Origin of the sequence: Thioclava sp. SK-1, assembly GCF_001705665.1 — a bacterium.
GTDB lineage: Bacteria > Pseudomonadota > Alphaproteobacteria > Rhodobacterales > Rhodobacteraceae > Thioclava.
In genome coordinates this window covers 1-25,958 of sequence record NZ_MDHA01000090.1, presented here as the reverse complement: position 1 = coordinate 25,958, position 25,958 = coordinate 1, and the positions used below count along the sequence as shown (strand labels likewise).

The window sequence follows — 25,958 nt, the reverse complement described above, 5'->3', positions numbered from 1 at the left end:
CCTTCTCGTGATCGATCGCGTAGCCGCGGCGGGCGATGTCCTCTACGTCCCGGCGCAGGTCTTGGCTGATCTCGGTGCGGGCCCTCAAAGATGGGTTGTAGGCAAGGAAGAGTTGTCCGATGGCCGAACCTATCATCGTCACACGCTGACCCGTCTGCGCGGCGACGTGGAGAAGCTTGCGGCTCTCGATGGCGTCGAGAAAGTAAATGTCGTCGCCCGATGGCACAGCAAGGAAAACCGTTTCGCCCGTCATCTCGAAGAGCGCCTCCAGTTTCGGACGCAGGGTCTCCCGCAGCTCAGCATCGTTCCCGGCCACCCGAGCGATGTTCAGGATGCGATCCCCGAGATGGTAGCGGACATCTCCCTGGCGCCGCTTCACGTATCCGAGTGCGACCAGCGTGTTGAGCAGGTTGTGCGCCGTGGGCGTCGTGAGCCCGGAAATGTCAGTAATTTCCTTCAGTTTTGCAGACCCTCCGGAACGGGCCAGAATTTCAAGAAGGTGGAGTGCGCGAGAGACAGACTGGATCATTGCGGACCTTCATCATTACAGAGTTTCAGCATAGTGGAAAATCTAGCGGAAAAATTGCCAAAGTCACTCGGCGAAAATGAAAAAATCGTGGAACTTGCATTGGCTCGCTTCGTTGGAAGACCGAGCGGAAAGACACCTTGCCCCGCTGTCAACCGGCCACGCGCCATAGAGAGGAATTTTCCATGAAGGACCGTCTGGACGACCTGCTTCCCCCCGTCGAATACATCACCGATGCCTACAAGGGATCGGACAAGCTGAAGGACAAGCGCGTCCTAATCACCGGCGGTGACAGCGGCATCGGGCGTGCCGTGGCACTGCACATGGCGCGGGAGGGTGCGCGCGTCGCGATCCTGTACCATTCCGACGCCGAGAGTGCGGAGCAGACCCGCCAGGGCATCGAGGCCGAAGGGGCTGAGGCGCTGGTGCTGCAGGGCGACACCGGTAGCGCGGAGAGCTGTGCGACCACGGTGGCCGCCGTCGTCAAGGCCTGGGGCGGCATCGATGTGCTAGTGAACAACGCCGGGATGCAGAAGCCCTACGCGGCGCAGGCCGACATCTCCGACGCCGAGTGGCAGCAACATTTCGACGTGAATATGAACGGCATTTTCCACACGACCCGCGCCGCGCTGGAGCACATGAAAGAAGGCGGCAGTATCATCAACACCACCTCGGTCAATGCCTATGTCGGCAATGCGGCCTTGGTGCCCTACACGGCGACCAAGGGGGCCATCGTCGGCTATACCCGAGCGCTGGCGCTGCAGCTGATCGAACGGGGGATCCGCGTCAACCAGGTGGCGCCCGGACCGGTTGCCACTGAAATCCAGCTTGTATTCAAGGATTTCGACGAGGAGATGCTGAAGGAAATGTCCTCTCCGATGGGGCGCCTCGGGCAACCGCGTGAACTGGGCCCGGCCTATGTCTTCCTGGCCTGCCAAGATAGCAGCTTCATGACCGGTCAGACGCTGCACGTGAACGGGGGGATGATTACCAATGGATGACCTCCGGACCCCCGTCTTGCGGTCCGCCTTCTGGGCGGACCGCGAGGATCACCGTCAATGGCTGCGCACAGAAGGGCGTCACCTGTTGCGGCATTACGCCAAGGCTCGCGTGCCCAACGGCTTCGCGACACTGGGCAACGATGGCACTCTGGTCGATGACACCCCTCAGGGTATCATCACAGCGCGGAAGGTGCATTGCTATTCCATTGCCAGCCTGATGGGCCTGCCCGGTTCCGCCTCGCTGGCCGAACATGGTGTGGCCGCGTTGCTGGACGGCCCGCTGCGGGATCGTGAGCGCGACGGCTGGTTCGCCGATGCGGCGGGGCCGTCGCGGAAGAAGGCCTATTTGCACGCCTTCATTGGGCTGGCCGGCGCCTCCGCCACGATGGCCGGGGTCCCCCGCGGCGACGAGCTGATGCAGGCCGCGGTTGCCGTGATCGACGACCATTTCTGGATCGAGGCCGAGCAGGTGATGCAGCCCTCCTTCGCGGCCGACTGGTCCGACCCGGAAGCCTACCGCGGGGCCAACTGCAACATGCACACCCTCGAGGCCTGTCTCGCGCTGCTGGATGCCACCGATGACACCCGCTGGCTGGACCGGGCCCTGGCGCTTGCGCTGCGGTTCGGTCACGAGATCCCATCCGCGCAGGGCGGCACCCTGCCGGAGCATTTCTCGCCCGCTTGGGAAATTCTGCCAGACTACGGGTCCGACCAGCCTGCCGACGACACCCGCCCTTGGGGCTTGACCCCCGGCCACCACGCGGAGTGGGGCGGCCTCCTGCTGAAGGTCGAAGCCGCCTGTCTCGCTGTTGGACGCTCCGCTCCCGCGTGGCTTCTAACTGATGCAATCGCGCTCTTCGACATGGCCGTATCGCTCGGTTGGGCACCGGATGGTCATCCGGGCATGGTCTACACGGTAGGCTTCGACGGCGCCGTCTCGGTTGCGAACCGCGCTTACTGGGTGCAGGCCGAATTGGCGAATACCGCCTTGATGTTGCTGCGCCGCACCGGAGAGCCGCGCTTCGAGGCGGTCTACCGTCAGGCATGGGATTTCATAGCGGACCGGCTGATCGACCCGAGCGACGGCAGTTGGCGGCACGAGATCGACGCCGAGGGCGCCCTGAGTGGGGTGGTCTACCCGACGCGAGAGGATCTCTATCACGATTTCCAGGCCACGATAACGCCTTTGATCCCAGTGTCAGCCTCACTCGCCGGCGGCATTCTGAGGACATGAGGCCCTCATCCCGCGACCAAGTTCGCCACGGAAGCGCCACGACCGCGCACGCCGTCAGAGTAGCAATACAGAGATCGCAAGCTTCGCTCGCGACACTGGGCCCGATTCACTAGATGCCGAGATTGAACACCTAACTCTACCGGCCCGCTGACGGACTGGCGTACAAGTGTCTCATGCTGCATGAATGCCCGGTTCAGGGTGTGCTCAAGCGGATATTGCAACTCGAGAAATAGTAGCTATGAGCCGTCACGCGTCTTTCAACCCGCAAGGGCCGCAAGACGAAGTACATCTCGACGCCGCGTGATGGCTCCTATCGTTCGCAGGTCGACACTGCGTTGTGGCAAGAAATCCTGTCAAAACAGCACACTTGAGACATATCCCTTTGGGTGGCGCGTGACCTCCGTTCTGCCGGGCGATGTCTTGTAGCCAAAAAAGAGAGCCAAGTGTCCGACGCTTTAAAGGGTCGTCGGTCCCGGCTCTACATGTTGAGGTCTAACAAGGCCCGCCGCATCACCTGCGGATCGACGTCAAGACCGGTCCAGTATTTTACGCCGATCACGCCCTGCTGCACCAGCATACCGAGCCCGTCAACCGTCTTGCAGCCGCGATCCTTGGCGGCCTGAAGCAGGCGTGTCAGGGGTGGGTTGTGAATTCCGTCGGCGACGACCATCTCCGGTGTCAGGCTGTCGGTGTCGATGTCGGGCATTGCGTCGATGTCCGGATACAGACCGACGGACGTGGCGTGAATCACGATGTCTGTGCCGGCCGGCACGACAAAGGTGCCGTCCCACGGGGCGTAACTTGCCTGCGTGTCCGTGCGTTTGTTCAACAGGTCGACGACCGCACGTCCCCGCCCAGCGGTGCGATTGACGACGGTTATCCGCGCGGCGCCGGCCAGCGCCATCTCTACCGCAACCGCCCGCGCTGCACCGCCCGCACCGAACAGGACGACGGATTTGCCCGCCGGATCCACGACCGATTTCAGTGCCGCGACAAAGCCGCGCCCGTCGGTGTTTTCACCGATCAACCGGTCGCCGTCGCGCACGATGGTATTGACGGCTCCTATGATCTCGGCCGATGTTCCCAAGCCATCGAGGTGGTCGATCACGGCGACCTTGTGCGGAATGGAACAGTTGAAGCCGCGCCAGCCCATTGCCCGCGCACCGCGCACGGCGTCGGCCAGATCGTCGGGTGCGACCTCGACGTTGATGTAGCGCCAATCGAGACCGTGGTGGCGGTAGGCAGCCTCGATCATCGCGACGGTCGGGTTTTCGGCTGCGGGTTGCGCGAAGGAGCCGGTCAGCGGCAGCAGGAAGTTCATAGGGCGTGTCCTTTCAGATGGCGCGCGTGTTGCGCATATGCGCGCCGACCCGCAGCGCCTGGGCTGCGATGGTCAGTGCCGGGTTAAGCGCGGCGGAAGAGGGAAAGAACCCCGCGTCCACCACGTAAAGGTTCGGATGATCATGCGCGCGGCACATGGCGTCGAGCGCCGATCTCGCCGGATCATCGCCCATCCGCACCGTGCCGCATTGGTGCGAGGGGGCCTGAATGCCGAAGCTGTGACGCAGAACGACCGGGAACCCGGCCCTGCGCAGCACATGCCTGACATGGCGCACGAACCGATCATGGGCGGCCCGCCCGCCGGGGCGGTAATCGACCTGCACCCGGTCACCGTCCAGAAGGCGCACGCGGCTCTCGCGGTCGGGCAGATCCTCGCCCATCGCCAGCACGTCGACGGAGTGGCGGGCCAACCAGTCGGCCACGAACTGCGGCGTTCCGGGATACGTTGCACGGATCATCGCACCCTGGATCTTGCCCAGCATCTGGATGTTGCCGCGCGCATCGGGATCGTCTGGCAAACCGTGATAGAAGTCGTTCGACGACAGTGTTTTGGGGAACCTTGTGGTGTTTGTAGTGAAGGGCTTCACCCCCATCACTCCGGTCAGGTGATGGTTCATCAGGTATCGGCCCACGACGTCGGACCGGTTGGCAATTCCGTCCGGTGCCGCCTCACAGGCGGACCGCAGAAGGATCAGTGCGGAATTGATCGCCCCAGCGCTGAGAACAAAGACCTGAGCTTCCACGCGCAGGATCTCCCCGGACCGGAGCACCTCTGCGGCGACGATACGCTTGCCCTCGCCATCGGCAATCAGCCGCGTGACTTCCGCGTTGCGTTCCAGCCGCACGTCCGGATGCGTCAGGAGTGGGCGGAGCACGCGCGTATCCGCGTCACCCTTGGCGTCGAACCGGCAGGCAAAGGCATCGCAGGTGCCGCAGCGCCGGCAGGTGCCATCGGGGCCATAATCGATTGCCGATGGCATCGCAAATGGGTGCAGGCCCTGCGCGCGCAACCGATCCGACAGCGCGGCAATCACTGGCTCGTGCGGGATCGCGGCGTGGGGGAAGGCATCGCGGGGCGGCTCGGTCGGATCGACACCTGCCGCGCCGCGCACGCCATACAGGCGTTCGGCTGCGGCGTAGTATGGCGCAAGATCGGCGTAGCTGACCGGCCAGGCCGGGGATGTGGCGCCGTCGATCTGCGCCTGCGTGAAGTCACTTTCGCGGAAGCGGAACATCGCGGTGCCGTAGAACTTCGTATGCCCGCCGACATAGTAGTATTGACCGGGCCGATAGGCTGCCCCCTTCGCGTCCACCCATTCCTCTGTCGTCTTGTACCGTGACTGGAAGAAAACCGCCTCTGCATCGCTGTTCTGCAGCTCGTTCGGCAGATCGTCACCGCGTTCGAGGATCAGGATTTTCGCGCCGCTGCCTGCGAGTTGATGCGCCACGGCAGAACCACCCACCCCCGAGCCGACAATCGCGATATCCGTTTTTATGATCTGCATCACGCGCTCCCGGGTTTCCGCTCAACAGATGCCAAGTCTTCACCGCGCGCACCATTCCCTATTGCCGCATATCCTTGTATGATTGCTGCATCTGAATGCTGAACTGGCACGCAATGCACATATCTTCGCCTTACTTCGAGACGGTTGCCATCCCGCCGGACCGGTCCCTGCATGTCTTCGACCGCCGCCTGCCAGAGTTTCCGTTCAACTGGCATTACCACCCGGAATTCGAGCTGACCCTCACGGTGAACAGCCGCGGATTGTGCTTTGTGGGGGACCATGTCGGGCCTTACGACGACGGGGATCTGGTTCTGATCGCCCCCAACCTGCCGCATGCGTTTCAATCCCAAAGCCTGATCGAGATTGCCGGCGACCATCGCGCCATTGTGTGCTGGTTCACCAGTGACTGGATCACCAGCCTGATCGGTCTGGTGCCAGAGCTTTCGCCCGTCACGGCTCTGCTTGCGCAGGCCCGGCGTGGATTGCGCTTCGGAGCGCGAACGTCGGCGCAACTGCGAGACCGGATCCTGCACCTGAGGCAGATGGATGGCGTGGATCAGGTGATCACATTCCAGTCCATCCTCGCGACCTTGTCGGGATCAACTGATCGAGTGATGCTGGCCAACGGAGAGGTCACGGTCAGCGAGATGCCGCGCGACCGGGCGCGGATGCAGAAGGTGCTGGACCATTTGCATGCCCATTACAATGAACCGATGCGACTGGCCCCGTTGTGTGATCTTGTGCATCTGACCGAGAGCCAACTGCAACGGATCTTCAAACGCAGCGCCCGCATGTCGATCAGCGCCTATGTGCTGCAATTGCGAATTGGCCGGGCGTGCCAGATGCTGATACAGACCGACAGCCCCGTGGGCCTGATTGCAACCGAGTGCGGTTTCTCCGATGCCGCCGACTTCGCGCGACGCTTTCGCAATGCCCGCAACATGACGCCAACGGCGTTCCGCACTGCAATCAGGGGGCAGGATCTGAAATCTGTGCCAAAGCGAGGTCGGTCCGTCCGCCAAAGCCTGCAGACATAAGCGGCTCGCACGACCTTTCCGAAAATCGTGCAATTTTGGCAGGTTTGTCCGATGTGATCCCGATTGGGATTTACTCTTTCGTGCGCGATTGCATGACCGCGTTGTGCGAGTTCGATGGTTCGAAAACCAGTCAGGCGCAGCGAAAGTCCGGTCTGATGATGCCGCGCTGCGGCGTTCGTCGGCGAAGCAAAGGTCCGCAGAGGGCCGATCGCGTCGATAGGGAGGCGCGGCCCTCGTGATGGGGCCGCCGCACCGCCGCATGTCCGCTCCGAGCCCAAAGTACCAGTTACTGCACTATGCGCGAATGTCGGCCATCAATGAGACTACGCCTACACACGCGCAATCTCACGGATCAGATCATTTGTCTCTAGTCTTGTCGTTTGGTGCCGATAACGAAGAGCAGAAACAGTTCGCGAAATTTCAAGGTCGTCGATGAGTATCGAAACGAGGCCCCTATCTGTTGGAATTGCCGTGGTTGGCAAAATCACCGCGCCTAATCCCTGCCGCGCGAGTTCGACTAACCAATCCACGCGATTTGACCGATAGGCCGCGTAGAGTTCGTGACCTTGGTCTGCACATGCCCGATGCAACGCATCGCGCATTTCGCAATTGAGTCGATCGAGCATGTCAGTTTCAGCGAGTGTCGAAAGAGAAATAGCGTTTCGTCCAGACAACGGGTGCGACTTGGACACCACAACCTTGTAGGCCTCGTCATAGAGCTGGTCTATTCTATAGAGGTCTTCACTGACCGTCGCCGCTGTGACAACGACGTCAAATTCACCCTCTCGCAATCCGGCCATAAGCTTGGAGGCAGACGCCACGATCAACTCTATTTCGGCTTGCGGCAATCGTGTACGGAAGCGTTCCACGGCGGCTGAAATCCGGTTGTGACCAATCGTTTCGCCAACACCGACAGAAATAGGAACCCGCTCTAGTCGCGTGTGGCGGACGGCTTCTGCCTTAGCTGCCTGCGTTTCGTCATGCACTTTCTGTAGCCTGGGCTGCATGAGTTTTCCGAGTGCCGTCAACCTGCATCCCGCGCGGTCCCTGACAAACAGATCACCCTCGAGCTCATGTTCAAGTTTCTTGATCGCGGTCGTCAAGGACGGTTGGGAAACATTTGAGGCGCTAGCTGCATGGGTGAAGTTGCGATGCTGGCAGACAGCCAAAAAATACCTGATCTGGTTCATCTCCACTGCCACAGTCTCCGTCACTTTTCGCCATGAGGTTAACCATAGCATATGTCTATCAAAGAATAGAAGTTCGGGATTGGTGCCTGAGGCATTCGGCATGAGAAAAGGGTGCATCGAACCAAACACAACAACCTCTTAATCAGGAGGCGACCATGAAAGCCCAAATTCTCAAGACACTCGCCGCTTTGGCCTTGATCACGACATCTGCAGCCGCACAGGAAACCCCAATGGAAAATCACACTGCCAGCTACATCGCCATGCCCGCCGCTGAAGGCCAGACCGAAGCATTCGCCGAATTTCTGGCCGGAGCCGCCCCGATTGTCGCGGACACCGAACCAGGCACCGTGCTTTGGTTTGCATTACAAGACGACGATACGCTCGCGATCTTTGATATCTTCGTGGATGAAGAGGCGCGCAATGCGCATTTCTCCGGCGCTGTGGCCGCGGCTTTGAACCAAAATGCCGGCGCGCTGGTCGCCGGGGGCTGGGACGATGGTGTTGTCGCGAATATCAACAATTCCGATGTCCTGTCGGTGAGGGAACCGGTTGATCTCTACTCGGCCACGACAGCCACGTACATCACGCTCGAAGCAGCACCCGGCAGAGGGCCGGAATTGGCAGCCTTGCTGACCGCAGCTGGTCCCATCGTCGGAGAAACCGAACCCGGCACATTGTTCTGGGCGGCGCTGCAGATTGACGAAACATCCTTCGCAATCTTCGACATCTTCACCAACAATGCTGGCCGTGAAGCACACTTTGCCGGTCAAGTCGCCGGGCTGCTGAACGAACGGGCAGCTGAGTTGGTCGCTGGCGGGTGGGACGACGGTGTGGTCGCTAACGTCCACAATTTCGACATCCTCGCAATCAAGTAACGAGATGTGACAGGAACAAGAGGCGCCTGGTGCAACGCATCAGGCGCTTTGCCGAACGAATTTAGATTCACCGTGAAGCGGCCGTTCGAGTAACTGCAGCGAATTAGCGCTTTGTCCGCACTGCAGACGTCGGTTCGTTTGAAATGCTGCGCCGGTGCCCGAACGGCCGCTTTGGCGAAGCCGCGCCGCAGCGCCCACCAAACGCCGAACGTCCGGAGAGGGCCGATGACGTCTATTATGTGAACGCTGGTGACGGGGGCATTGCGTACCGTCGTTCAAAAAACTGGAAAACCTGATCCGTTTTCATTTCCAACTCGGAATCGTCATACTTCGAGGCCGGCAAGCCATTTTTCTCGTCGTAAAGCAGATCATATATATCCTGACGGAGGCGAGCGCGCGTTACCTGCTTTTGGAAAATGTCCTGAACCTGCGTCATCCGCGTTTTGATGGTCTCCAAAACCGCAACCGATGCCGATTTGATCTGTTTGATTTCATCCTTTGACAGATCATCACGGAAAAGAAGGTCGAAAATCGGCTTCTGATCGGCGGATAGCCCCAAAGCTACGTGTGCCTTTGCCTCTGCTTCCATTTCAGCTGCGAGACGCATGAGCGCCTCAAAGGTAGCCTCAATCGTATTCTTGTCCTTCTCCTTGTTGTAATCTTTGATGATCTTGTCGAAGCGCTCTTCAAAGTCGGTCAGGGTTGGGTTGGCGGCCAACATCTTCGCAAGACGTTGGCTGATCACCTCACGTAGGTCCTGTGTGTCGCTGGCCTTCTTGTCGCTTTTCGCAAATTCGCGTCGTAGCAGATCGAAATTCACTTTGGAGATATCGAAGACCTTCTCGCCCTCTTTGTCAGGGGTGATTTCTATCGCGTCGGCCACGATCGCATTGAGCTTTTGAATGATCGCTGTCGTGTCTGCTTCGGCCTTGTCGTCTTGCAGAGAGCTGTAGATGTAGTTGATTGCCTGGTAAGAGCCTTTGAAATCCTCAGCCCAAGCGAACGTTAGACATGCCTTGTACTTCCGGAATACGGCACGTGCTGCAATCTCAAAGCCCTTTCGAGATTCGTCGTTCTCGTTGATCGTTTCCTTAGCATCCTTTAACGCCTTGAGCTTATTGAAGCCCTCGGCTTCGCGGAGGCGATCCAAATCGAAGCCGCCATCTTTCAAGCGTTCTCCGACCAGTGCAATGGCCTCCACGAGTTCACCACGCAGCTTTTCTTCGGGGTTAACCGGATCTACCTCTGGTGCTGGCTGATCAGGACCTCCGATTGCGCCGCCGCCAGTGTGCCCCGCAAACGTCGCGAGAGCTTTACGCAGGTTTTTCAAGATACCGCAGTAATCGACAATTAGTCCGTTGTTTTTGCCTTCCTTCACGCGGTTCGCCCGCGCGATTGCTTGCATCAGCGTGTGCGCTTGCAGAGGCTTGTCGAGATACAGGGTTGAAAGGGAGGGTACATCGAAGCCGGTCAGCCACATTGCGCAGACAATCACGATTCGGAAAGGATGCTCTTCGCGCTTGAAAGCAGTTTCGACGTCCAGCCGCTTCTCGACCTCGCGACCGCCGACCTTTTCATTGACCGTGAAGCCATCTTTCATCCGCTTCCGGTGCGGAATGATATCAAGACCCCAATCCTTGAACTTCTTGACTTCGTTTTGCTCGTCACTGACGACCACGGCCATTTCGGTCTCGCGCATCCACGCAATTTGGGCTTGGCGCTGGATTCGCTCTTGATCGTCAGTGATGGAACCGAGTTCAGCTTCCAACGCAGCGATCCGGGCGCCCCATTCCGCCTGAATGTAGTCGTACATCCTGACGGCGGTAACCTTATCGATGGCGACGAACATCGCCTTCCCGCTTTCCCAATTCGTCGAGAAGTGCCAGGCGAAATCCTTCGCGACATGTTTCAGGCGGGGCTCGGCGGTAACCACATGGTACTCGCGTTTCAGATCATCCGAGAGCTTCGCGGCAACGTCAGGATCATCCACTTCCGCCTCGGCCAAAGCTTCGGCCAAACGTTCGTTCAGGTCCGCCCCGGCGATCTTCAGCTTGTCACCACGAGCGTCGTAGAACAGCGGCAGCGTCGCCCCATCCTCGATGGCATCCTGAAAGTCATAGGTGGACAAATAGCCCCCGAAAACCTGCTTGGTGATCTGGTCGTTCGAGAACAGCGGCGTGCCGGTGAACCCTATAAAGCTCGCATTAGGCAGCCCCTTGCGCATGTTCAGCGCCAGCATGCCGTATTGCGTCCGGTGGGCCTCGTCCGTCACCACGATCAGCTTGTCACTGGTCGAATAGACGCCGTTCTCGGCCTCATCATCCGTGAACTTCTGGATCATCGTGAAGATGACCTTCTTCTGCTGCCCGAGCAGCTCACGCAGGTTCTTGGCAGAGGCCGCGCGGCAGGCGTCCTTGTCGTTATTGGCCAGCCCGACCGAAGCGAAGGTCTTGTAGATCTGGTTATCCAGATCGGTGCGGTCGGTCAGGATCAGGAAGGTGAAATCACCGCCCAACTTGCGGTGGACCTTCTGGGTGAACAACGCCATCGAGAAGGACTTGCCCGATCCTTGGGTGTGCCAGAACACACCCAGTTTGCGCTCAAGATCCTCGCGGCTCTCCACCGCTGCCACAGCCCGGTTCACCCCCAGGAACTGGTGGTTCTTCGCGATGATCTTTGCCAGCCCGTTGGCCGTGTCCGCGAACAGGATGAAGTTCTCGAACAGGTCCATGAACCGCCGCTTGTCGCAGACGATTTTCAGCAGCGCTTCCATCGGCAGGCGGCCATCGCGGCGGTCGCGTTCATCCAGCTTCAGCCATTCGGCGAAATGCTCGTAATCCGCGCTGATCGAGCCCATCCGCCCCTCTTCGCCATTCCCGAGGATGACGAAGGCGTTGAAGTGGAACAGGTGCGGGACCGTGTCCTTGTAGTCGCTCAGGTTCTCGGCATAGGCGCGGCGCAGGTCGCGGTCGGGGCGCTTCAACTCGCAGAACATCAGCGGTAAGCCGTTGACGAAGCCCACGATGTCGGCCCGCCGCCGGTGGGCATAGCCGCGCACCCACAGCTCGCGCACACAAAGGAAGTCGTTGTTCTCGGGCCTGTCGAAGTCAAACACGCGCAGGTGCTCGACACGGGGCTCGTTGTTCTGGCGGAACTTCACCATCACCCCGTTGCGGAGCAGCTCGTATTTTTCCTGATTGGTCTTCAGCAGGGATTGCGAGGCGAAGGTATCGGTGATCTTGCGCAGCGCCTGTTCGTAGGCCTCATCCGGCAGGCCGGGGTTCAGGGTGACCAGCGCCTCGGAGAGATAGCGGGTCAGGATCACGTCCTTGTCGGACTTGCGGCCCAGCGTTCCCTCAGGGCCGAAGGTCTCGCTGTTCCACGCCATGACGGATCGCCAGCCATGCTCGTCGGCCAGGTAATCGGCCATCGTCTTTTGAACCAAAAGGTCTTCGGTAAAATCGTTCATGGCCAGATACTACTCTGGGATGGGAAGACGTCCATCCATTAAACGCGGAAGGAGAAGGTCGCGGGCTTTGGCGAGCTTTCGGTTTTGATCCCGTAGCGTTCGAACTTGATCAAAGACTGCCCTGGCCCTTTCCGAGAAGCTTTTTCCCAGTCCTTCTGTAGGGATGATGATTTCCTTATCCTTCAGGAACTTGAAGTGACGCGCATAGGCATAATTGGATAGATCAACATTGATCAATGAAAAGTAGAACAGCTCTTGAGGAAGACGTTCTTCGTTCGACTGAATGATCTGGGTTCCATCCGCACCGCGAGCAAATGGGAAGTCCACGAATTTTAGTGCCCGGGTGTGGTCCCCGAACACGATGAGCGGCAGGCCGTCATGATATATCGCTTCTCTATTGTCGGTGTATCCGCCAATGAAATCCTGCCCCTGATCCACACAGGGCCACTGACCATATTCTTGGTATTCGTCTTTTCGAACTGTCGGTTTCGATTTCAAGCGAGCGAGAAGGTCTTTAACTTTCCGAACTTCCCAACCCTCCGGCAGGCCATCGACGAACTTGGCGGTCTCGAAGCCGGGAAAGCGGAAATGGACGCACCATTCGCGATACAAAAGCCGCGCCGCCTGTTCCAACAACGCAATCCGCCGCCGGTTGTTCTCGATCAGGTGGTCATAGGCCGAGAGCACCCCCGCGATACGCTCTTGGGTGGGGAGGTCGGGAACCCGGACCTTTACGTTCGAAAAGGTCGACTTGTTGATGATCGGTTGAGCCGCGCCTCCGCTCAAGCCAATAGACCGGATAGCATCCTTGTTGTGGAGCATCAGGTAGTAGACAAATCGCTTATCGTGCTCATCGTTCGGAACGATGCTGTTGATCTGCTGGTTCGTAAGGCTCGTCTCTGCGGTAATCCCACACTTGCCGATCGTGTTTCCAATGCAAGTGAAGGTTGTGGCGCCCGCCGGAAGCATCTGGTTCTTGTGTTGGTCGCTCGCAAGCTTGGTGATCGTCGAGTGGGTCGTTCGAACGAAGTAGCTCTGCCAGTCCAAGTCGGTTGGCGTAACAAACGGAAATTCCCCATCGTAGAATTCTCGATTTTTCGTAGATGGCGTCTTCCCTGTAACGACTTTGCCGAGGTCCGAAATCGCCTTTTCTTGCCAACTCATACGATCAACTCCGCGAAGTTCTTCGCGATGGTCTCGGCCAGGTCCGCTGCCTCGGCGTTCAGGGTCTCCAACTCGTCGTGGATCTCCTTGATCGCCTCCTCGAAGTCGAAATCCTCGTCATCCTCTTCCGGTGCGACACCCACATAGCGGCCCGGAGTCAGGCTGTAGTCATTCTCGGCCAGTTCGGCCTTATCGACCAGCTTTACCAGCCCCTCGACATCCCGCAGCCGCCCTTCGGGGAATCGCGACAGCAGCCAGTCTGCCTGCCCCTCGAAATAGCGGAAGCGTTTCAGCGCCCCGCTGGGCGTCAGGTGGATTTCCGGATCACCCGTCAGCGCCACCCGCGCCTCGGCAATCGCCGCCAGATGTTTCTTGCCCTCGGTGGCCTTTTCGCCCGCCGCAATCGCCGCCTCCTGTGCCTTTTGCACAAGCTTGGCCAGATGGTCGATTTCCTTGATCAGGGTCTTGGCCTGATCCGCCAGCGGCTGCATCGCCGTCCATGCCGCCGTCAGGGCATCAATGGATGCCTCCGGCTGCACCAGCGCCGATGCCGCCACGCCATAGGCCGTGGCGTCCGTGGTCAGTTTGGCAATCCCCGCCTTCAGCTCGGCCACATCGACATGGGCGGCAAAATGGGTGCATGCCTTGCCCAGCACGTCGAGAACGTCGGTGAAATCCGCCCCCAGCGCCTCGTCCCGCGCGGTGGACAGGTAGTCCTGCACCAGCCCGGCAAAGCGGTCTTCCTGCCCACGGTAGAGCCAGACGATGGAGGTCAGGTTCTTTTCCTGTTCAGGGGAGAAATCGCAGATCTTGCGCGTCACCTTGCGGAAGACCTGCCGCGCATCCAGCATCAGCACCTTGTCGCGCAGATGCTCGGGCTTGCCCTTGTCCATGAACCAGATCTCGCAGGGCACGGTGCGCGTGTAGAAGAAGTTGCCGCGGATCGCGAGCATGATGTCCATGTCGCCGGTCTTGACCATCGCCTCGCGGACCTTGGCCTCTTGCCCGCCCGCCGAGGAGGCCTGCGACGACATGACGATGCCCGCGCGGCCCGTGTCGGACAGATAGGAATGGAAGAAGGACATCCAGACGTAGTTGCCGTTCGAGACCTTGCCGCCCTTGTTCACGCCGGGAAGGCCGAAGGACAGGCGCTTGTCATCCTTCATCTTCTCGGCGTCGATTTCGTCGACGTTGAAGGGCGGGTTGGCCATGACGTAGTCGAAGGGCGCATGGGTCTTGTGCGGATCTTCGTAGTAGCTGATGGCCTTTTCGATGGCACCTTCGAGGCCATGCACGGCGAGGTTCATCTTGGCCAGGCGGAGGGTCGTCGGGTTCTTTTCCATCCCGTAGAAAGTCAGGCGTTCGTTCGGGTTGGCCTTCATGGTTTCGACGAAGTGGGCCGATTGCACGAACATGCCGCCCGAACCACAGGCCGGGTCGATGACCTTGCCACGCGTGGGTTCGATAAAGTTGACGATGGTTTCGACGAGGCTGATCGGAGTGAAAAATTCGCCGTTGTCGTGTGCCTTCTGGTCGGCAAACTGGGTCAGGAAGTATTCGTAGATCCGGCCGAAGACGTCACCGTCTGCCTTCTGCAGGGCTGGATCGTTGAAGATCCGCAACACCTGGCGCAGCGCGTCCTCGTCCAGTTCCGCGTATTCCTGTTTCGGCAGGAGGCCTTCGAGGGTCGTGTAGTCTTCCTCGATGGATTTCATCGCGTCGATGACGGCGGTGGATGCCGTCTCGCTTTCGGGAAGGCTGACCAGGTAGTCGAACTGGGCATTGTCCCGCAGGAAGATGGAAGACCGTGCCGAGAAGTCTTCCTTCGTCAGCGGGCGTGTCTTGCCGCCCCGTGATGGCAGGGTGGGGATGATCTCGTCACGGACCTTCAGGAAGCGGGAATAGGCATGGCGCAGGAAGATCAGGCCCATGACGGGCATGAAGTATTCGTTGCTGGCGAAGTTTGAGTTGGCCCGAAGGGAGTCAGCAGCGCCCCAGAGGCGCTGTTCCAGTTTGCCAATATGCTCCACGACCTACCTCAATAATCCGAATGTCTTTTCCGGCACGATAGTCAATGGCGCGGACCTGTGCCAGCGCTGCCTTTCATACGTTGGATGATGGTGACGTGAGGAAGTAACTTTGCTTTCGAACATGTCAGCGGTGGGACACGCGCGCAGCGTGAGTATTTGGGCGAGGGCCGGCAGGTGTCTTGATTGCCCGCGCGGTTTTTTCAGGTCTGCCCAGCAATATCCTCTGTCACGTTAGCTTCGATCTCCTTGCAATCAGCCTGTCGACCACCCCCGTGAAAACCAGCGGCTGGCGGTTCGTCCGTTGAATTTCAATCGAATGATGGGACTCATAACTTGCCCTGTGGCCCGACACAAAACTGGCGCTGATTCTTGCTTTTAACCGTCTCTGGAAGAGGTTTCGGGCGCGAAATACTTCATAACGACGAACTGGTGCGGAAGCGCAAAATTCAAGATCGACAGCGCAGATTCTGCTTGCAGACCTCCGAGCGCTTTTGACCCTCAAGGCCAATTCGAGCCACGCATTTTCGGAACTGTGGAGGTCTCTACCTCAATCGGAACTATCGTTCCTTCATAAGAGGTATGACGTCAAGATCACGAGATTTGAACTTTCTCAATGCTGCGCCGAAGAAACTTGCGATGTGTTGCTGTTTTGCAGCATTGCGGGCGAGGTGACCCCACCAAGTGGCCAAATTGAGTTGTCTGGGGTCGCGAGGTGGGCCTATCTGTTCCCCATGCAAAACACGGTCCATCATATCTCGCTTCGGCTCATACGGTTCATATGAATGAACCCCTCCCGTCCAAGAAATCGGATCGGGGAATGATGAATGCCAAGCCATATGGATCCGTGTGATGGAAATCTCCAAGACTAGGACTTTTGTAGCCTTCCGGCAAAACGCTACCGTACTGCTTTCGAGCCGTTGCGCTGTCGGGACCGACACCAGATTGGTCCGCTTTGCCCGAAATTCCCCTGTGCATGTGGGATTGCCGCCGATTCGCCCAACTCGCGCCCTCCGCGCTCAGTTTGATGGGCGCGAACTGGATGCGAATAACGGGGTTGCATCGGATTACATCGGCTTCAACCGGTCCTCTTGGTCGAAGATGTAGTGCTCTCTCGAAGAAGAGAGCCTGCTTGCTCCAAGTCTTAGAGCGAAAAGAAAGGCGCCGCCACTATTCGCAAGGCATTGAAATTGATAAATAAAATGCCTTCTTTTGCTCAGCGAAAAACGCTAACCTATCAACCAGAAAAATCAGGGGGGAAAGCCGCTACGAACCACGACCAGAAATGAAAACAGCGATCTGCGCCAACAGATCGCCGCTTTATGAGAAGACCGAAGTCCGCTCTCTTTCGTCGATTAAGTTAGCACGCCAATGCCGACGCTTCAAGGAAAACGGCTCTTCTCAACTACGAAAGACCTACCGCAGGGCAGTGCAGAGCACGGCCACGGGAGAGGTTTGCCTGCTGTAGCCACCTATGCCGCGATGCCGGTGAGGGGAGGCGATCAGGTGCGCCTCGGGGTCACCCGCTGCCCGGCTGATCGGGCTGCGTCACCTCATTTCGAAAGAAGAACCGATGTCTGATCTTTCCCTTGATGGCGGTATCCGCCTGCCCGAAGCATGCAAGGGCGACCGCGCGACGCAAGTGGGGTCCACCAAACACTTCACCGGTGGTCTCGTACTTGGCGATGGACCCGGAGAACGCCATGGCGTTGAAAGCCACCTCGAAAAATGCGCGGCGCTGATCCTCAGCTATCGGCGCTCGACACTGGAACTCCGGACGCAGGTCCGTTTCGAGTGGTCCGACAAGTTCGGAGAAATTCACGAGCACTACATCGACATTGCCACCCTGCAAACCGACGGCCAGATGATCGGATATGCCGTTCGGCCCAAAGAACGGGCGAGCACGCGCTACCTTCAAGAATTGGCGCGGATCAGAAAGCAGGCCGTTTCACAAGGCTTTCTGGACAACTTTTTGCTGTTCACGGAAGACGATGTCTGCCCGGTTGAACTGTTCAATGGCAAACTCTTCCACTCTGTTCGCCGCCCCGATTGCTTCGGCGATCCCGTTGCCCAGGATGTTGTGCGCAGCATGACGGGCGTGACTTCTGTTGGAGACCTCGTTGCGGCGACGCACCTTGAGGGCACGGGGTTTCGTGCAATCGTTCGTCTCATCTGTTCGGGGCATCTCGAGACGCTGAACTACGAGCGCATTGGCCCAAAAACCTTGGTCTTCAAGAAGAAGGAGGTTTGAAATGGCCAACTCTTGTTCCCAGTTCCAAAGCCGCCATGGGCCGCAGCAGTTGCCCCTTGGACGTGTCGAGATTGACGAATGGCAGATCGATCTGAAGGACATCATGCCCGCGTTGGCAGAGCAGACGGATGAGCGGCAGCGGGTCATCGCAGTGGCGATGATCGATGTCAGTTCCTCTCGTCTCCTCGATATTCAGATCCTGCAGGACGGTGCCATGCTTGATCTGAAACCTGCAGCGCCGAGCGCGTACCCTCTCTGATCGGCAGGCAGCTCCGTTAGCGCGGCGACCAACTCCACCTTCGTTTTTCCATCGATCACTCGAAACCCTTGGCGGCCTTCGCCAAGGGCCAGCCCCCGCATGTCTTTGAAAGGAGAGCCCATGTCGACATTCAACTGGAATACCCCCGGCATCCCCGAAACCATTCTCGCCGACAATGCCCGAGAGTTTCAGAGCCGAGCGCAGAAGCTCGCGATCATTGAATGCGCTGCGACCATGCAACAGGCGCCGCGTGGCAGCATCGAACACTTCTTTGCCGAAGTGGCCCGTGCCGGGACCATCCCGCTTCAACAGGCAAATTCGCCGAAAGCCTGACCCCTCAGTTCCTCATCCATCAACAGGGCGCCTGTCCGGTGCCCGCGCATTTCTCGCTGCTTTGTGCAGCTCTGATCCCACGAAAGGACACATCATGGATCTCTCTTTCAGCACGGCTAACGCCCGTTATGTCTTCGGTCTTCTGGACCGCGTTTCGATCGACACGCTTGCCTTCACGGTGGTCCAAGAAACGGAACTCGGCTACCTCCTGCGCCGTGACGACACGACTGGGCTTTGTCAGCAATTCAGCTTTGAAGACCTCGCCCGCTTCGGCCATGAAGGGCGCCTTCGCGTCGAGCGCGACCATTTCGACCCACTTGCGGCGAGCAAACGCCTGGCCTGTTCTCAGACCTCCATCTCGGCGTTGACGGGTCGGCCTGTGCGTCGTCTGACCAAACGCGACCTCTATTGCCAGGTTGCGCTTGAACTGCACGCCGAAAAGCTTCTGAAGTTCACCGACGCATCCATCACGGCCAACATGCCCGTAATTCTCCAGCGTGTCGTTGTTCGCGCTCCCAACGATGCGCCTGTGCCCAATCGGGAAGGCAAGATCAATAAGAGCGAAAACTTTGCGAAAGCGCCGTCGCCGCGCACCTTGCGTCGCTGGTTGGCGGAGTTGGACAAGTTTGGACTTGCAGGCCATCTGGATAAGGTTTCCGACCGAGGAATTCGCCGCTCTCGTCTCACCGCAGCGGAATGTTCGCTGATGATGAAGAGCGTTCGGAAGTACATGTCGATGGACAAACCGACGATCAAAGAGCTCTTTGAGGAGATGCAGCTGGAGTTCGAGGCCAAGAACATGGAACTCGTAGAAGCGGGTAAGCCGGCGATGAAAATCCCGAACCGTGAAACCTTCCGGCTCGCAGTTCGATCCTTGGATCCGTTCCAGGTGGAATTGAAGCGGAATGGTATTGACGCGGCGCGGAAGAAGTTCCGGCCAGTCACGACGGGTGTCATCCCGACGCGGCCATTGGAACGGGTCGAAATCGACGAGTGTACCTTCGATGCTCAGACGGTGCTGCAGTGTACCGAGATCTACGGGCTCTTCACTGAGGAAGAGAAGCAATTCATGGGCATCCAGTACGAAGAGTATCAGGACCCGAAAACCGGTAAAATCAAGAAGCGGAAGGCTGCACGATGGACCCTGACGGCTGCGATTTGCTGTGCCACCCGTTGTATCGTCGGCATGGTCCTGAGCCGCGCGCCGAATTCCGAGGCAGCCGTTCAGTTGTTGCAGATGATCGTCACCAACAAGGGCGCTTGGTCCGACGCCGTGGGGGCGCACACGCCTTGGGACATGCATGGCACCCCGGAGTTGATTGTCTTCGACGGCGGCTCTGCATTCAAGTCCTTGCGTTTTCGGATGGCGGCCGAGGACATGGGCATCGCCTGGGAGATGGCCATGAACGGCGTTCCGGAGAACCGCGGAACCATCGAGCGCTTCTTTGGTACCTGTTCGGGTGATCTGGCATCCCGACTGTCCGGGCACACGTTCCGGGGAATCCTTCAGAAGGGTGACTCGGATCCGGAGAAGCGGGCGGCCTTGAACCTGGATGATCTGACGTTCGCGCTCATTCGCTGGGTTGTGGAGATCTACCACAACACGCCGCACGGCGGTCTCGACGGTGAAACCCCTGTTCAGGCCTGGCGTCGCCTGAACAAGATGTACGGGGTCACGCCGCCGCCGGACTCGGAGATGATGCGCCTGTGCTTCGGGCATGAACGCGATTATCGCCTGGATAAGACCGGTATCACCGTGCTCGGGGTGCGCTATCAATCGGAAGTGATCCAGCACCACCTGCGTCGTACCGATGTGAAGCCGGTCAAGGTGCGCTGGCATCCGAAGGATATCGGGGCAATTTCCGTCAAGATTGGCGAGGCCTGGTTTAATGTCCCCGCCCTCGACACGTCCCTGAAAGGTGTGCCCGCACAAACATGGCTGACGGCCGTCCGCCATGTCCGCAATGGGGCCCCGAAATCGAACCGCTTGAATAACGCGGCGGTCCGCGCGGTTATTCTTGCGATCAAGGATCGCAACGAGAAGGCGATGGCTCGGGCCGGCTTGAACCTCGAGGACTGGTCTGAGGCGCGTTTCTTGCGCGAAGAAAAGAACCTGCTGGCCGGCGTGCAGTTCTATGAGCCCGAGACTCCTACGAAGGCGAAGGGCACTTTGGGTCAGGAACTGCCTCCGGAGGATGAAGGGGCTGACGACATCCACATCCGTGTGGATGCGCATCCTCGGGGTGCCGACCAGACCTCGACCTCGGCCGCGTCCTCCATCACCTTTGAGGAGGAGTGATCATGTTTGATTTCACACGCGCAGAGCAGGCCCTCGAGGGCCTGCGCAAACTCCACATCGGCACTGACCGAGATGCGGAGGTCGCAACCCACATCAAGCGCCTCTTGGCCAAAGACGGCCAAGGCAACCTGATCCCCGTCGCCAAGCGCACACCCGACCTTGGCGAAACCCGCGGCTTCATGCTGACGGGCGAGCCGGGCAGCGGCAAATCTCATCTGGTGGAACGGACCCTTCGCAAGCTCTCGGTCCTGCAGCCACGGGAAGATGGCACACCGCGCTGTCTTCAATCGTCGGTGCCGAGCCCCGCAACCTTCAAGAGCATGATCCTCCAACTCCTCAAGGAGTCGGGCTATCCCAACGCCAATCCGCGGAAGGAAAACTGGTCGCTGGTCCAGGATCTCCGGTATCGGCTGGAACTTCTTGAGATCAGCGTCATTTGGATCGACGAGGCGCAAGATCTGTTTTGCGCCGAGCGCAAATTCATCTTGCGGGCGCTCAAATCCTTGATGCAAGGGGACGGTGCGGTGGCCGTAATCCTTTCCGGAACAGAGGAACTGTCAGAGGTCATCCGGAGCGACAGCCAGGTCAAACGGCGCTTCACCGCGATGACACTGCCCGGAATGGTCGAACAGGTCGATGGCGCCAGCTTCCAGACCATCCTGACGCAGTATTGCCAACGGGTGGGGCTTGACGAACCACACGCGCCCGACCTCATCGGTCGGATTTTCCACGGCGCGCGCTACCGCTTCGGCCGGAGCATCGAGCTATTGCTGATGGCGATGGAGGTCGCGATCGACCGTGAAGAGGCGCAGCTTACGGTCGACCACTTCGCGGTGGCCTATGCTATGAACGAGTCCTGCGGGGCCTCGGAGAACGTGTTCTACGCCGAGCATTATTGGCTGATCGAAACGGATCCAAAAGCCGAGGAACGTTCGCCTCGTGGTCGGAAGCGCAACCGGTGATCAAGATGGGCAAGCTCTTTCCCCACATTCCCTTCGTCCACGACGAGACTCCGCTGTCCTGGGCAGCGCGTCAGGCGGCCTTCCACACGGGAGGCCGCCTGGTTCCGTTTCTGAACGACCTGCAGATTCCGGCTATCGACCTGGCGCGCGGGCTGCCAGAGGCGGTCCAACGCCTTTGTGAAAAGGCGGATCAGAATCCGGAACCGGTCTTCCAAAACACCATCACGGCAATAGGATTACGCCGCCACCGGCTGCGTGGGTGTGAATTTTCCTCTGAGTTCACAACTGGCTTGGTTACTCGGTTCTGTCCGTATTGCCTTTCCGATGACTGCGATGGTGAAGTTCGCCCAGGTGTTTCAATGCGGCATCGCCTGATGTGGCGCTTGGCGCCGGTTCGCACCTGCGATGTTCATGGTTTGCCGCTTCGGGACATCCGCTCGGGCGCGTGGCATGACCAGTTCCATGAGCTTCAAGGACTAGGCTCTGAAATTGCGACAGAGCAGGCGCTGGCATTAAACGACCCGCGTCAGCCTTCGAAGCTACAAGCCTATGTCGAGAACCGACTGGCGGGGCAAACGGGGCCGAAGTGGTTGGACGGGCAGGACATCGACCAAGCGGTGCGCGCGACCGAAATGCTCGGAGGCCTGATTGCATTCGGGCCAAGCCACTTGGCGGCCAACATGACGCCGCAGGACTGGGACGTAGCCAGCCGTGCGGCTTGGGATCTGGTCTCTGCAGGGGAGCAAGCGCTGTCGCAATTCTTTTCGGACGCGCTTGCGACCAACGCGCGCCAGGAGGGAACGGCGCGTCCGCGCAAGGCGTACGGTATGCTCTACAGCTGGCTTTCGGCGAGCCGCCTCGCCAAGGATCCGGGACCGATCCGCGATATTCTCCGCGAAACCATTTTGGGAAATACATCGGTGGTAACCGGTCAGGTTGTTCTGGGAGAGCCTGTCTTGAACCCGCGCTTGACTACCATCAGTTCCATCGCGAAGGCTGAGAAAATTCATCCCAAGACATTGCGGAATATCTTGGTGGCAAGTGGATTGGTCAACGCAGAGGACCAGCTCAACAGCGCGTCAGTTGTTGTGGATTACTGGAAGGCCCGCGACCTGATCGAGGACGCCAAACATGCTATGGGCTTGAATGCCGTTGCCGACACGCTGAACGCGTCCCGGCCCGTCGTGCAGGCGCTCGTCGAACTTGGTGTCCTGACCCGCGTTCAGGACACGTCTGAAACCGGTAGCCGGGTGGTCAAAGCAATCGACGGTCGAAGTGTCAGCAAGGTTAAGCGTTTCCTTGAGCGAGACCTCGTTGTTGTTGAGGAAGCGCCGGATGATTTTGAGCATCTTGCCAAGGCGGCCGAGCGCTCTCGTACAAAGCTCAAGATTATTCTCGATCTGATGTTTAAGGGCCACCTGACCAAGATGCTCCGGCTCGAAGGGGAGAGGGGATTTGCATCTCTCCTGATCAGGCCAAGCGAGGTTATTTCTCTGATGAAGTCACCGCCGCCAGATCTACCAGAGGATTTGCAATTCATGATTCCGGGAGCATAGAGCTCCACGAGTTGTCCAGAACTCCCAGAACTGCCGCCTTCGGGCGGCATTTTTTGCAACTTTTCAATGGCCATTCTCATCATGTGTAATGGTCAAAATGGCCGCCCCGTGGTCAGGAGGCGTAGAAAAAGTTCAATGATTTCAACGACGATATTTTCAACGATGGTCATTTATTGGTAGGTCCGACAGTAGGACCCACTAAAACTTGTCCATTTCCGGGGTAATTTGACCATTCCGGCACAGAATTAATGACCATCGACTGCGCTGCAGTCGGTGGTTTTCATTTAAATCAATGGCTTGCTCGGCGGGCGGATTTGCGGCCTTTGATGCTCCATTGGAGCGTTCAGACCTGACGGGCGGCGTTGACGGCCAGCTGTGCTTTGGGCATCCCTGAGGCCAAATCCGGCCGGGTTCTTTCCAACATCCCCCTCCTGCAGAACCTCTGCCCGAGGGCTTGGCGCGACGCGCCAGAAAGGACCTCCATGACGAAGATCAAGTTCATCGATGCCCGCTTCGCCGATGCCGACGAGAACGAGTTCGCCCTAAAGCGCCGCTTCGAGTGGCATCTGCGCAAGCTCCGTGCCCTTCATGACGGGGTGCCCCCAAAGGTTCCGGGAGACTTTGAGGATGAGTTGCGTTGGAACGAGGACCTCATCGCCGTGCCGCTCTCGGAAAAGGACCGCAACAAGGTGCTGCGCCGTGCGCGCCGGGTAATGGGCGCGCGTGCCAAGGCTTCCGGGCTCAGCCATCTCAGCTCGGGTGACCGGCGCGCGCTCGAGGTATTCCGCTGCGGGGCGGACCTAGTCGACATCGCCAGCGAGCACCGCGCCGATGAGATCGCCGCCGCCATTCATGCCGAGATGCCTTGGATGGCGGCGGCCACTGACTTCCTCTGGACAGCGATGCGCCGCTCGGTACGGGTGGGGGAGCCCGGATTCCGTTTGCCGCCCGTGCTGCTCGACGGCCCGCCGGGGATCGGCAAGAGCGTGTGGTCGCGCGAACTCGGGCGCCATCTCGGGGTGCCGCGCTGTGGCATCGAGGGAACCGCAGAACAGGCCTCCTTCGTCGTCAACGGCTCACAACGCGGCTGGGGCACGGCATTTCCTGGACGGCCCCTGCAGACCATCGTGCAGAGCCTCTGCGCGAACCCGATCGTGGTGATCGACGAGATCGAGAAGGCCGGGACGCCGACCTCGACCAAGGGGCAGGCCTACGGCTTGGCCGACGGGCTGCTGCCGCTGCTGGAACGCTCGTCAGCCGTGGCATGGAAGTGTCCCTATTATCAGGTCGGCTTCGACATGTCCTGGATCAGCTGGGTCCTGACCTCGAACAGCCTGAGGACGCTTTCGGCCCCATTCCTGAGCCGCCTGGAAATCCTGCGCCTTGTCGGCCCCGGCAAGGGGGATCTCATCTCTTTCGCGGAGCGCGAGGGCACACGACGGGGGCTAAGTGATGCTGCCCTGGGTGCGATCTGCGTGGTGATCGATCAGGTTGCCGGGGAACATGATCTCAACCTGCGCCATGTGTCCAGGATGCTGGAGAGGGCAGAGGCCATGGCAAGCAGCCCGCTGTCGCATTGAGCGGTGGATGTGCGCGCCTTCGGTCGGCTCGGGCCATGGCTGCCGTCCGGGCTGCAGGCCACAAATGGTGGGTGGCAGCCCGAATTGGTGTCACGCCCGCGCTGTGGGGCCTACCCAAAGTTGCCTGTACGTCAGGGCTGTGTGATGCTCTGCTCGAAACTAAGGGCGGAGAGCTGATTTGCGACGGTGCGGTATTATTGTTGCGGCGCTCATGTCCGAGTGACCGTTCACGGACATGATTTTATTCGTATGGCAACTCACCGAACAGACCGATCATCAAATCACCGTCGTAGAGGGAGAAGGGAATCTCGACATAGTGGTCATGGTGGCGCGGAAGCGCTCGTCCATCGTTGGGCCCGTTCTTGGTGTGACCGCGAACCTGCTCGCCGTTCTCCTTTATATAGGGCAGGACCACCAGGCGGCCGTGGTTGGTGGACAGGATCGTGCCTTCCCTCCAAATCGTAGCACCATCGGATTCGCGTGTCGCCGAAGTTGCCTTGATTTGCCACCCTAAACCGTCATCTTCGTACCAGAAGACGATGCCGTTCGAGACCAGCACGCGTTCGCCGCGTGCCAAGGCTTCAGCGAGCAGTCGCTGGACGCTGGCGAGCTGGAGCAGTTGGTTGGCGCGCGGAAGAAGGATCTGGCGAATCCTAGCCTTAGCTTTTCCCCAATGCATGTTGGCGCTGAGGTCAAAGCCGTTGGCGATCTTGGCACGCTCAGCGGTCAAAGCCGCTTTAGCTCCCGCATGATAGGGTTTTGACCAGACGCCATCGATCCCGAGATAGAGGAGAGATTGGCTCCAGCGGCTATTCGAGCGGCCGACCTTTGCAACCTGGAGATAGGGCATAATAGCCAGTTGCTCCGCGAGGTCCTGCCGGTAGCGCTCGGCCTCAGGCGACAATTTTATAGTTGCCGCATGTGGTCGTTTATCACCAGCACAACGGCGCAGGGCCTCCGCCAGCATCAGCGCCTCTTCATCCTGCAAACGACGCTTGGCCTGCAGAGCTTTGTCAATTTTCAACTCCAGAGAGCGCTTGACGACATCGTCCATCGAGCGAGTCGATAGCGCCTGTTTCAAGGAAGAGTTAAGCGCATCGGCTGCTTTGACTGCAGCCTCCCGATCAGGGTAGTGATCCGAGAGAATAGTGTCATTGTCGCCGGGCACATAGCGCTCACGCCAAGTCAGTGCGTGTCTGTCGTCATATAAAATGGGACATCAGATCTGCTTGAACATTGGAGGCTCTGGTTCGGTTGCGTGATTGATTATGCGGCTTGTTTTTGATGTTGCAAGCGGCGCTGTCGGATCGTCAGTTTCTTGATCTTCTCCCTTTCTCTCAGAATGGCTT

General features: G+C 59.1%; 19 protein-coding genes. 11 read left to right on the top strand and 8 right to left on the bottom strand.

Translation table 11 applies throughout. The features are described 5' to 3' along the window. The coding region (locus BFP70_RS19695; protein ID WP_066013786.1) for an IclR family transcriptional regulator at positions 1 to 529 on the bottom strand (529 nt) is incomplete at its 3' end. Between the two features lie 182 nt (positions 530 to 711). Between BFP70_RS19695 and BFP70_RS19690 the strand changes: the two genes are divergently transcribed. Together BFP70_RS19690 and BFP70_RS19685 are read left to right on the top strand one after the other, a co-directional pair. Beyond that, positions 712 to 1,527 carry an SDR family oxidoreductase gene (locus BFP70_RS19690; RefSeq protein WP_066013783.1) on the top strand — a complete coding sequence of 272 codons (816 nt, stop codon included), beginning with the start codon at positions 712 to 714 and terminating at the stop codon, positions 1,525 to 1,527. After that, positions 1,520 to 2,761: an AGE family epimerase/isomerase gene (locus BFP70_RS19685; protein ID WP_066013781.1), complete on the top strand. Its 1,242-nt coding sequence runs from the start codon at positions 1,520 to 1,522 to the stop codon at positions 2,759 to 2,761. Before BFP70_RS19690 ends, BFP70_RS19685 begins: the two co-directional genes overlap by 8 nt. A gap of 478 nt (positions 2,762 to 3,239) precedes the next feature. Here BFP70_RS19685 and aroE read toward each other — a convergent pair whose 3' ends face one another. Both aroE and BFP70_RS19675 read right to left on the bottom strand, forming a co-directional pair. Further along, complete coding sequence (gene aroE, locus BFP70_RS19680; protein ID WP_066013779.1) at positions 3,240 to 4,082, bottom strand: shikimate dehydrogenase; 843 nt, start codon at positions 4,080 to 4,082, stop codon at positions 3,240 to 3,242. Positions 4,083 to 4,095: 13 nt separating this feature from the next. Continuing rightward, a complete protein-coding gene (locus BFP70_RS19675; protein WP_066013776.1) occupies positions 4,096 to 5,607 on the bottom strand; it encodes a GMC oxidoreductase in 1,512 nt (503 codons plus the stop codon). A 113-nt stretch (positions 5,608 to 5,720) separates the two neighbouring features. Between BFP70_RS19675 and BFP70_RS19670 the strand changes: the two genes are divergently transcribed. Beyond that, a complete protein-coding gene (locus tag BFP70_RS19670; protein WP_066013792.1) occupies positions 5,721 to 6,644 on the top strand; it encodes an AraC family transcriptional regulator in 924 nt (307 codons plus the stop codon). Positions 6,645 to 6,973: 329 nt separating this feature from the next. Here BFP70_RS19670 and BFP70_RS19665 read toward each other — a convergent pair whose 3' ends face one another. Next, positions 6,974 to 7,834 carry a LysR family transcriptional regulator gene (locus tag BFP70_RS19665; protein WP_218059703.1) on the bottom strand — a complete coding sequence of 287 codons (861 nt, stop codon included), beginning with the start codon at positions 7,832 to 7,834 and terminating at the stop codon, positions 6,974 to 6,976. Between the two features lie 155 nt (positions 7,835 to 7,989). On the opposite strand from BFP70_RS19665, the gene BFP70_RS19660 reads away from it, so the two are divergent. After that, complete coding sequence (locus BFP70_RS19660) at positions 7,990 to 8,709, top strand: putative quinol monooxygenase (protein ID WP_066013775.1); 720 nt, start codon at positions 7,990 to 7,992, stop codon at positions 8,707 to 8,709. A 235-nt stretch (positions 8,710 to 8,944) separates the two neighbouring features. Here BFP70_RS19660 and BFP70_RS19655 read toward each other — a convergent pair whose 3' ends face one another. From BFP70_RS19655 to BFP70_RS19645, 3 genes are read right to left on the bottom strand one after another with little or no spacing between them, the layout of a single operon-like run. Further along, entirely contained in the window at positions 8,945 to 12,178 is a 3,234-nt protein-coding gene (locus tag BFP70_RS19655) for a type I restriction endonuclease subunit R (protein ID WP_066013772.1), read from the bottom strand. A gap of 9 nt (positions 12,179 to 12,187) precedes the next feature. Beyond that, on the bottom strand, positions 12,188 to 13,342 hold the full coding sequence (locus BFP70_RS19650; protein WP_066013770.1) for a restriction endonuclease subunit S: 1,155 nt from the start codon (positions 13,340 to 13,342) through the stop codon (positions 12,188 to 12,190). Beyond that, positions 13,339 to 15,372 (bottom strand): N-6 DNA methylase, encoded by a 2,034-nt coding sequence (locus BFP70_RS19645; RefSeq protein ID WP_066013768.1) that lies wholly within the window; start codon positions 15,370 to 15,372, stop codon positions 13,339 to 13,341. Before BFP70_RS19645 ends, BFP70_RS19650 begins: the two co-directional genes overlap by 4 nt. Before the next feature lie 1,570 nt (positions 15,373 to 16,942). Here BFP70_RS19645 and BFP70_RS19640 point away from each other — a divergent pair. The 7 genes from BFP70_RS19640 to BFP70_RS19610 all read left to right on the top strand — a co-directional run bounded on the left by BFP70_RS19640 (position 16,943) and on the right by BFP70_RS19610 (position 24,609). Next, entirely contained in the window at positions 16,943 to 17,620 is a 678-nt protein-coding gene (locus BFP70_RS19640) for a hypothetical protein (protein ID WP_066013766.1), read from the top strand. Position 17,621: 1 nt separating this feature from the next. After that, complete coding sequence (locus BFP70_RS19635) at positions 17,622 to 17,879, top strand: hypothetical protein (protein WP_066013764.1); 258 nt, start codon at positions 17,622 to 17,624, stop codon at positions 17,877 to 17,879. 120 nt (positions 17,880 to 17,999) lie between these two features. Next, positions 18,000 to 18,212: a hypothetical protein gene (locus BFP70_RS21170; protein WP_066013762.1), complete on the top strand. Its 213-nt coding sequence runs from the start codon at positions 18,000 to 18,002 to the stop codon at positions 18,210 to 18,212. A 94-nt stretch (positions 18,213 to 18,306) separates the two neighbouring features. Then, complete coding sequence (locus BFP70_RS19625; RefSeq protein ID WP_066013761.1) at positions 18,307 to 20,511, top strand: DDE-type integrase/transposase/recombinase; 2,205 nt, start codon at positions 18,307 to 18,309, stop codon at positions 20,509 to 20,511. A gap of 2 nt (positions 20,512 to 20,513) precedes the next feature. Continuing rightward, entirely contained in the window at positions 20,514 to 21,473 is a 960-nt protein-coding gene (locus BFP70_RS19620) for an ATP-binding protein (protein WP_066013759.1), read from the top strand. A 5-nt stretch (positions 21,474 to 21,478) separates the two neighbouring features. Continuing rightward, complete coding sequence (locus BFP70_RS19615; protein WP_066013788.1) at positions 21,479 to 23,029, top strand: TniQ family protein; 1,551 nt, start codon at positions 21,479 to 21,481, stop codon at positions 23,027 to 23,029. Between the two features lie 482 nt (positions 23,030 to 23,511). Continuing rightward, positions 23,512 to 24,609 (top strand): AAA family ATPase, encoded by a 1,098-nt coding sequence (locus tag BFP70_RS19610; protein WP_066013754.1) that lies wholly within the window; start codon positions 23,512 to 23,514, stop codon positions 24,607 to 24,609. Between the two features lie 241 nt (positions 24,610 to 24,850). Here BFP70_RS19610 and BFP70_RS19605 read toward each other — a convergent pair whose 3' ends face one another. Continuing rightward, complete coding sequence (locus BFP70_RS19605; RefSeq protein WP_218059702.1) at positions 24,851 to 25,777, bottom strand: hypothetical protein; 927 nt, start codon at positions 25,775 to 25,777, stop codon at positions 24,851 to 24,853. Positions 25,778 to 25,958 lie beyond the last annotated feature (181 nt).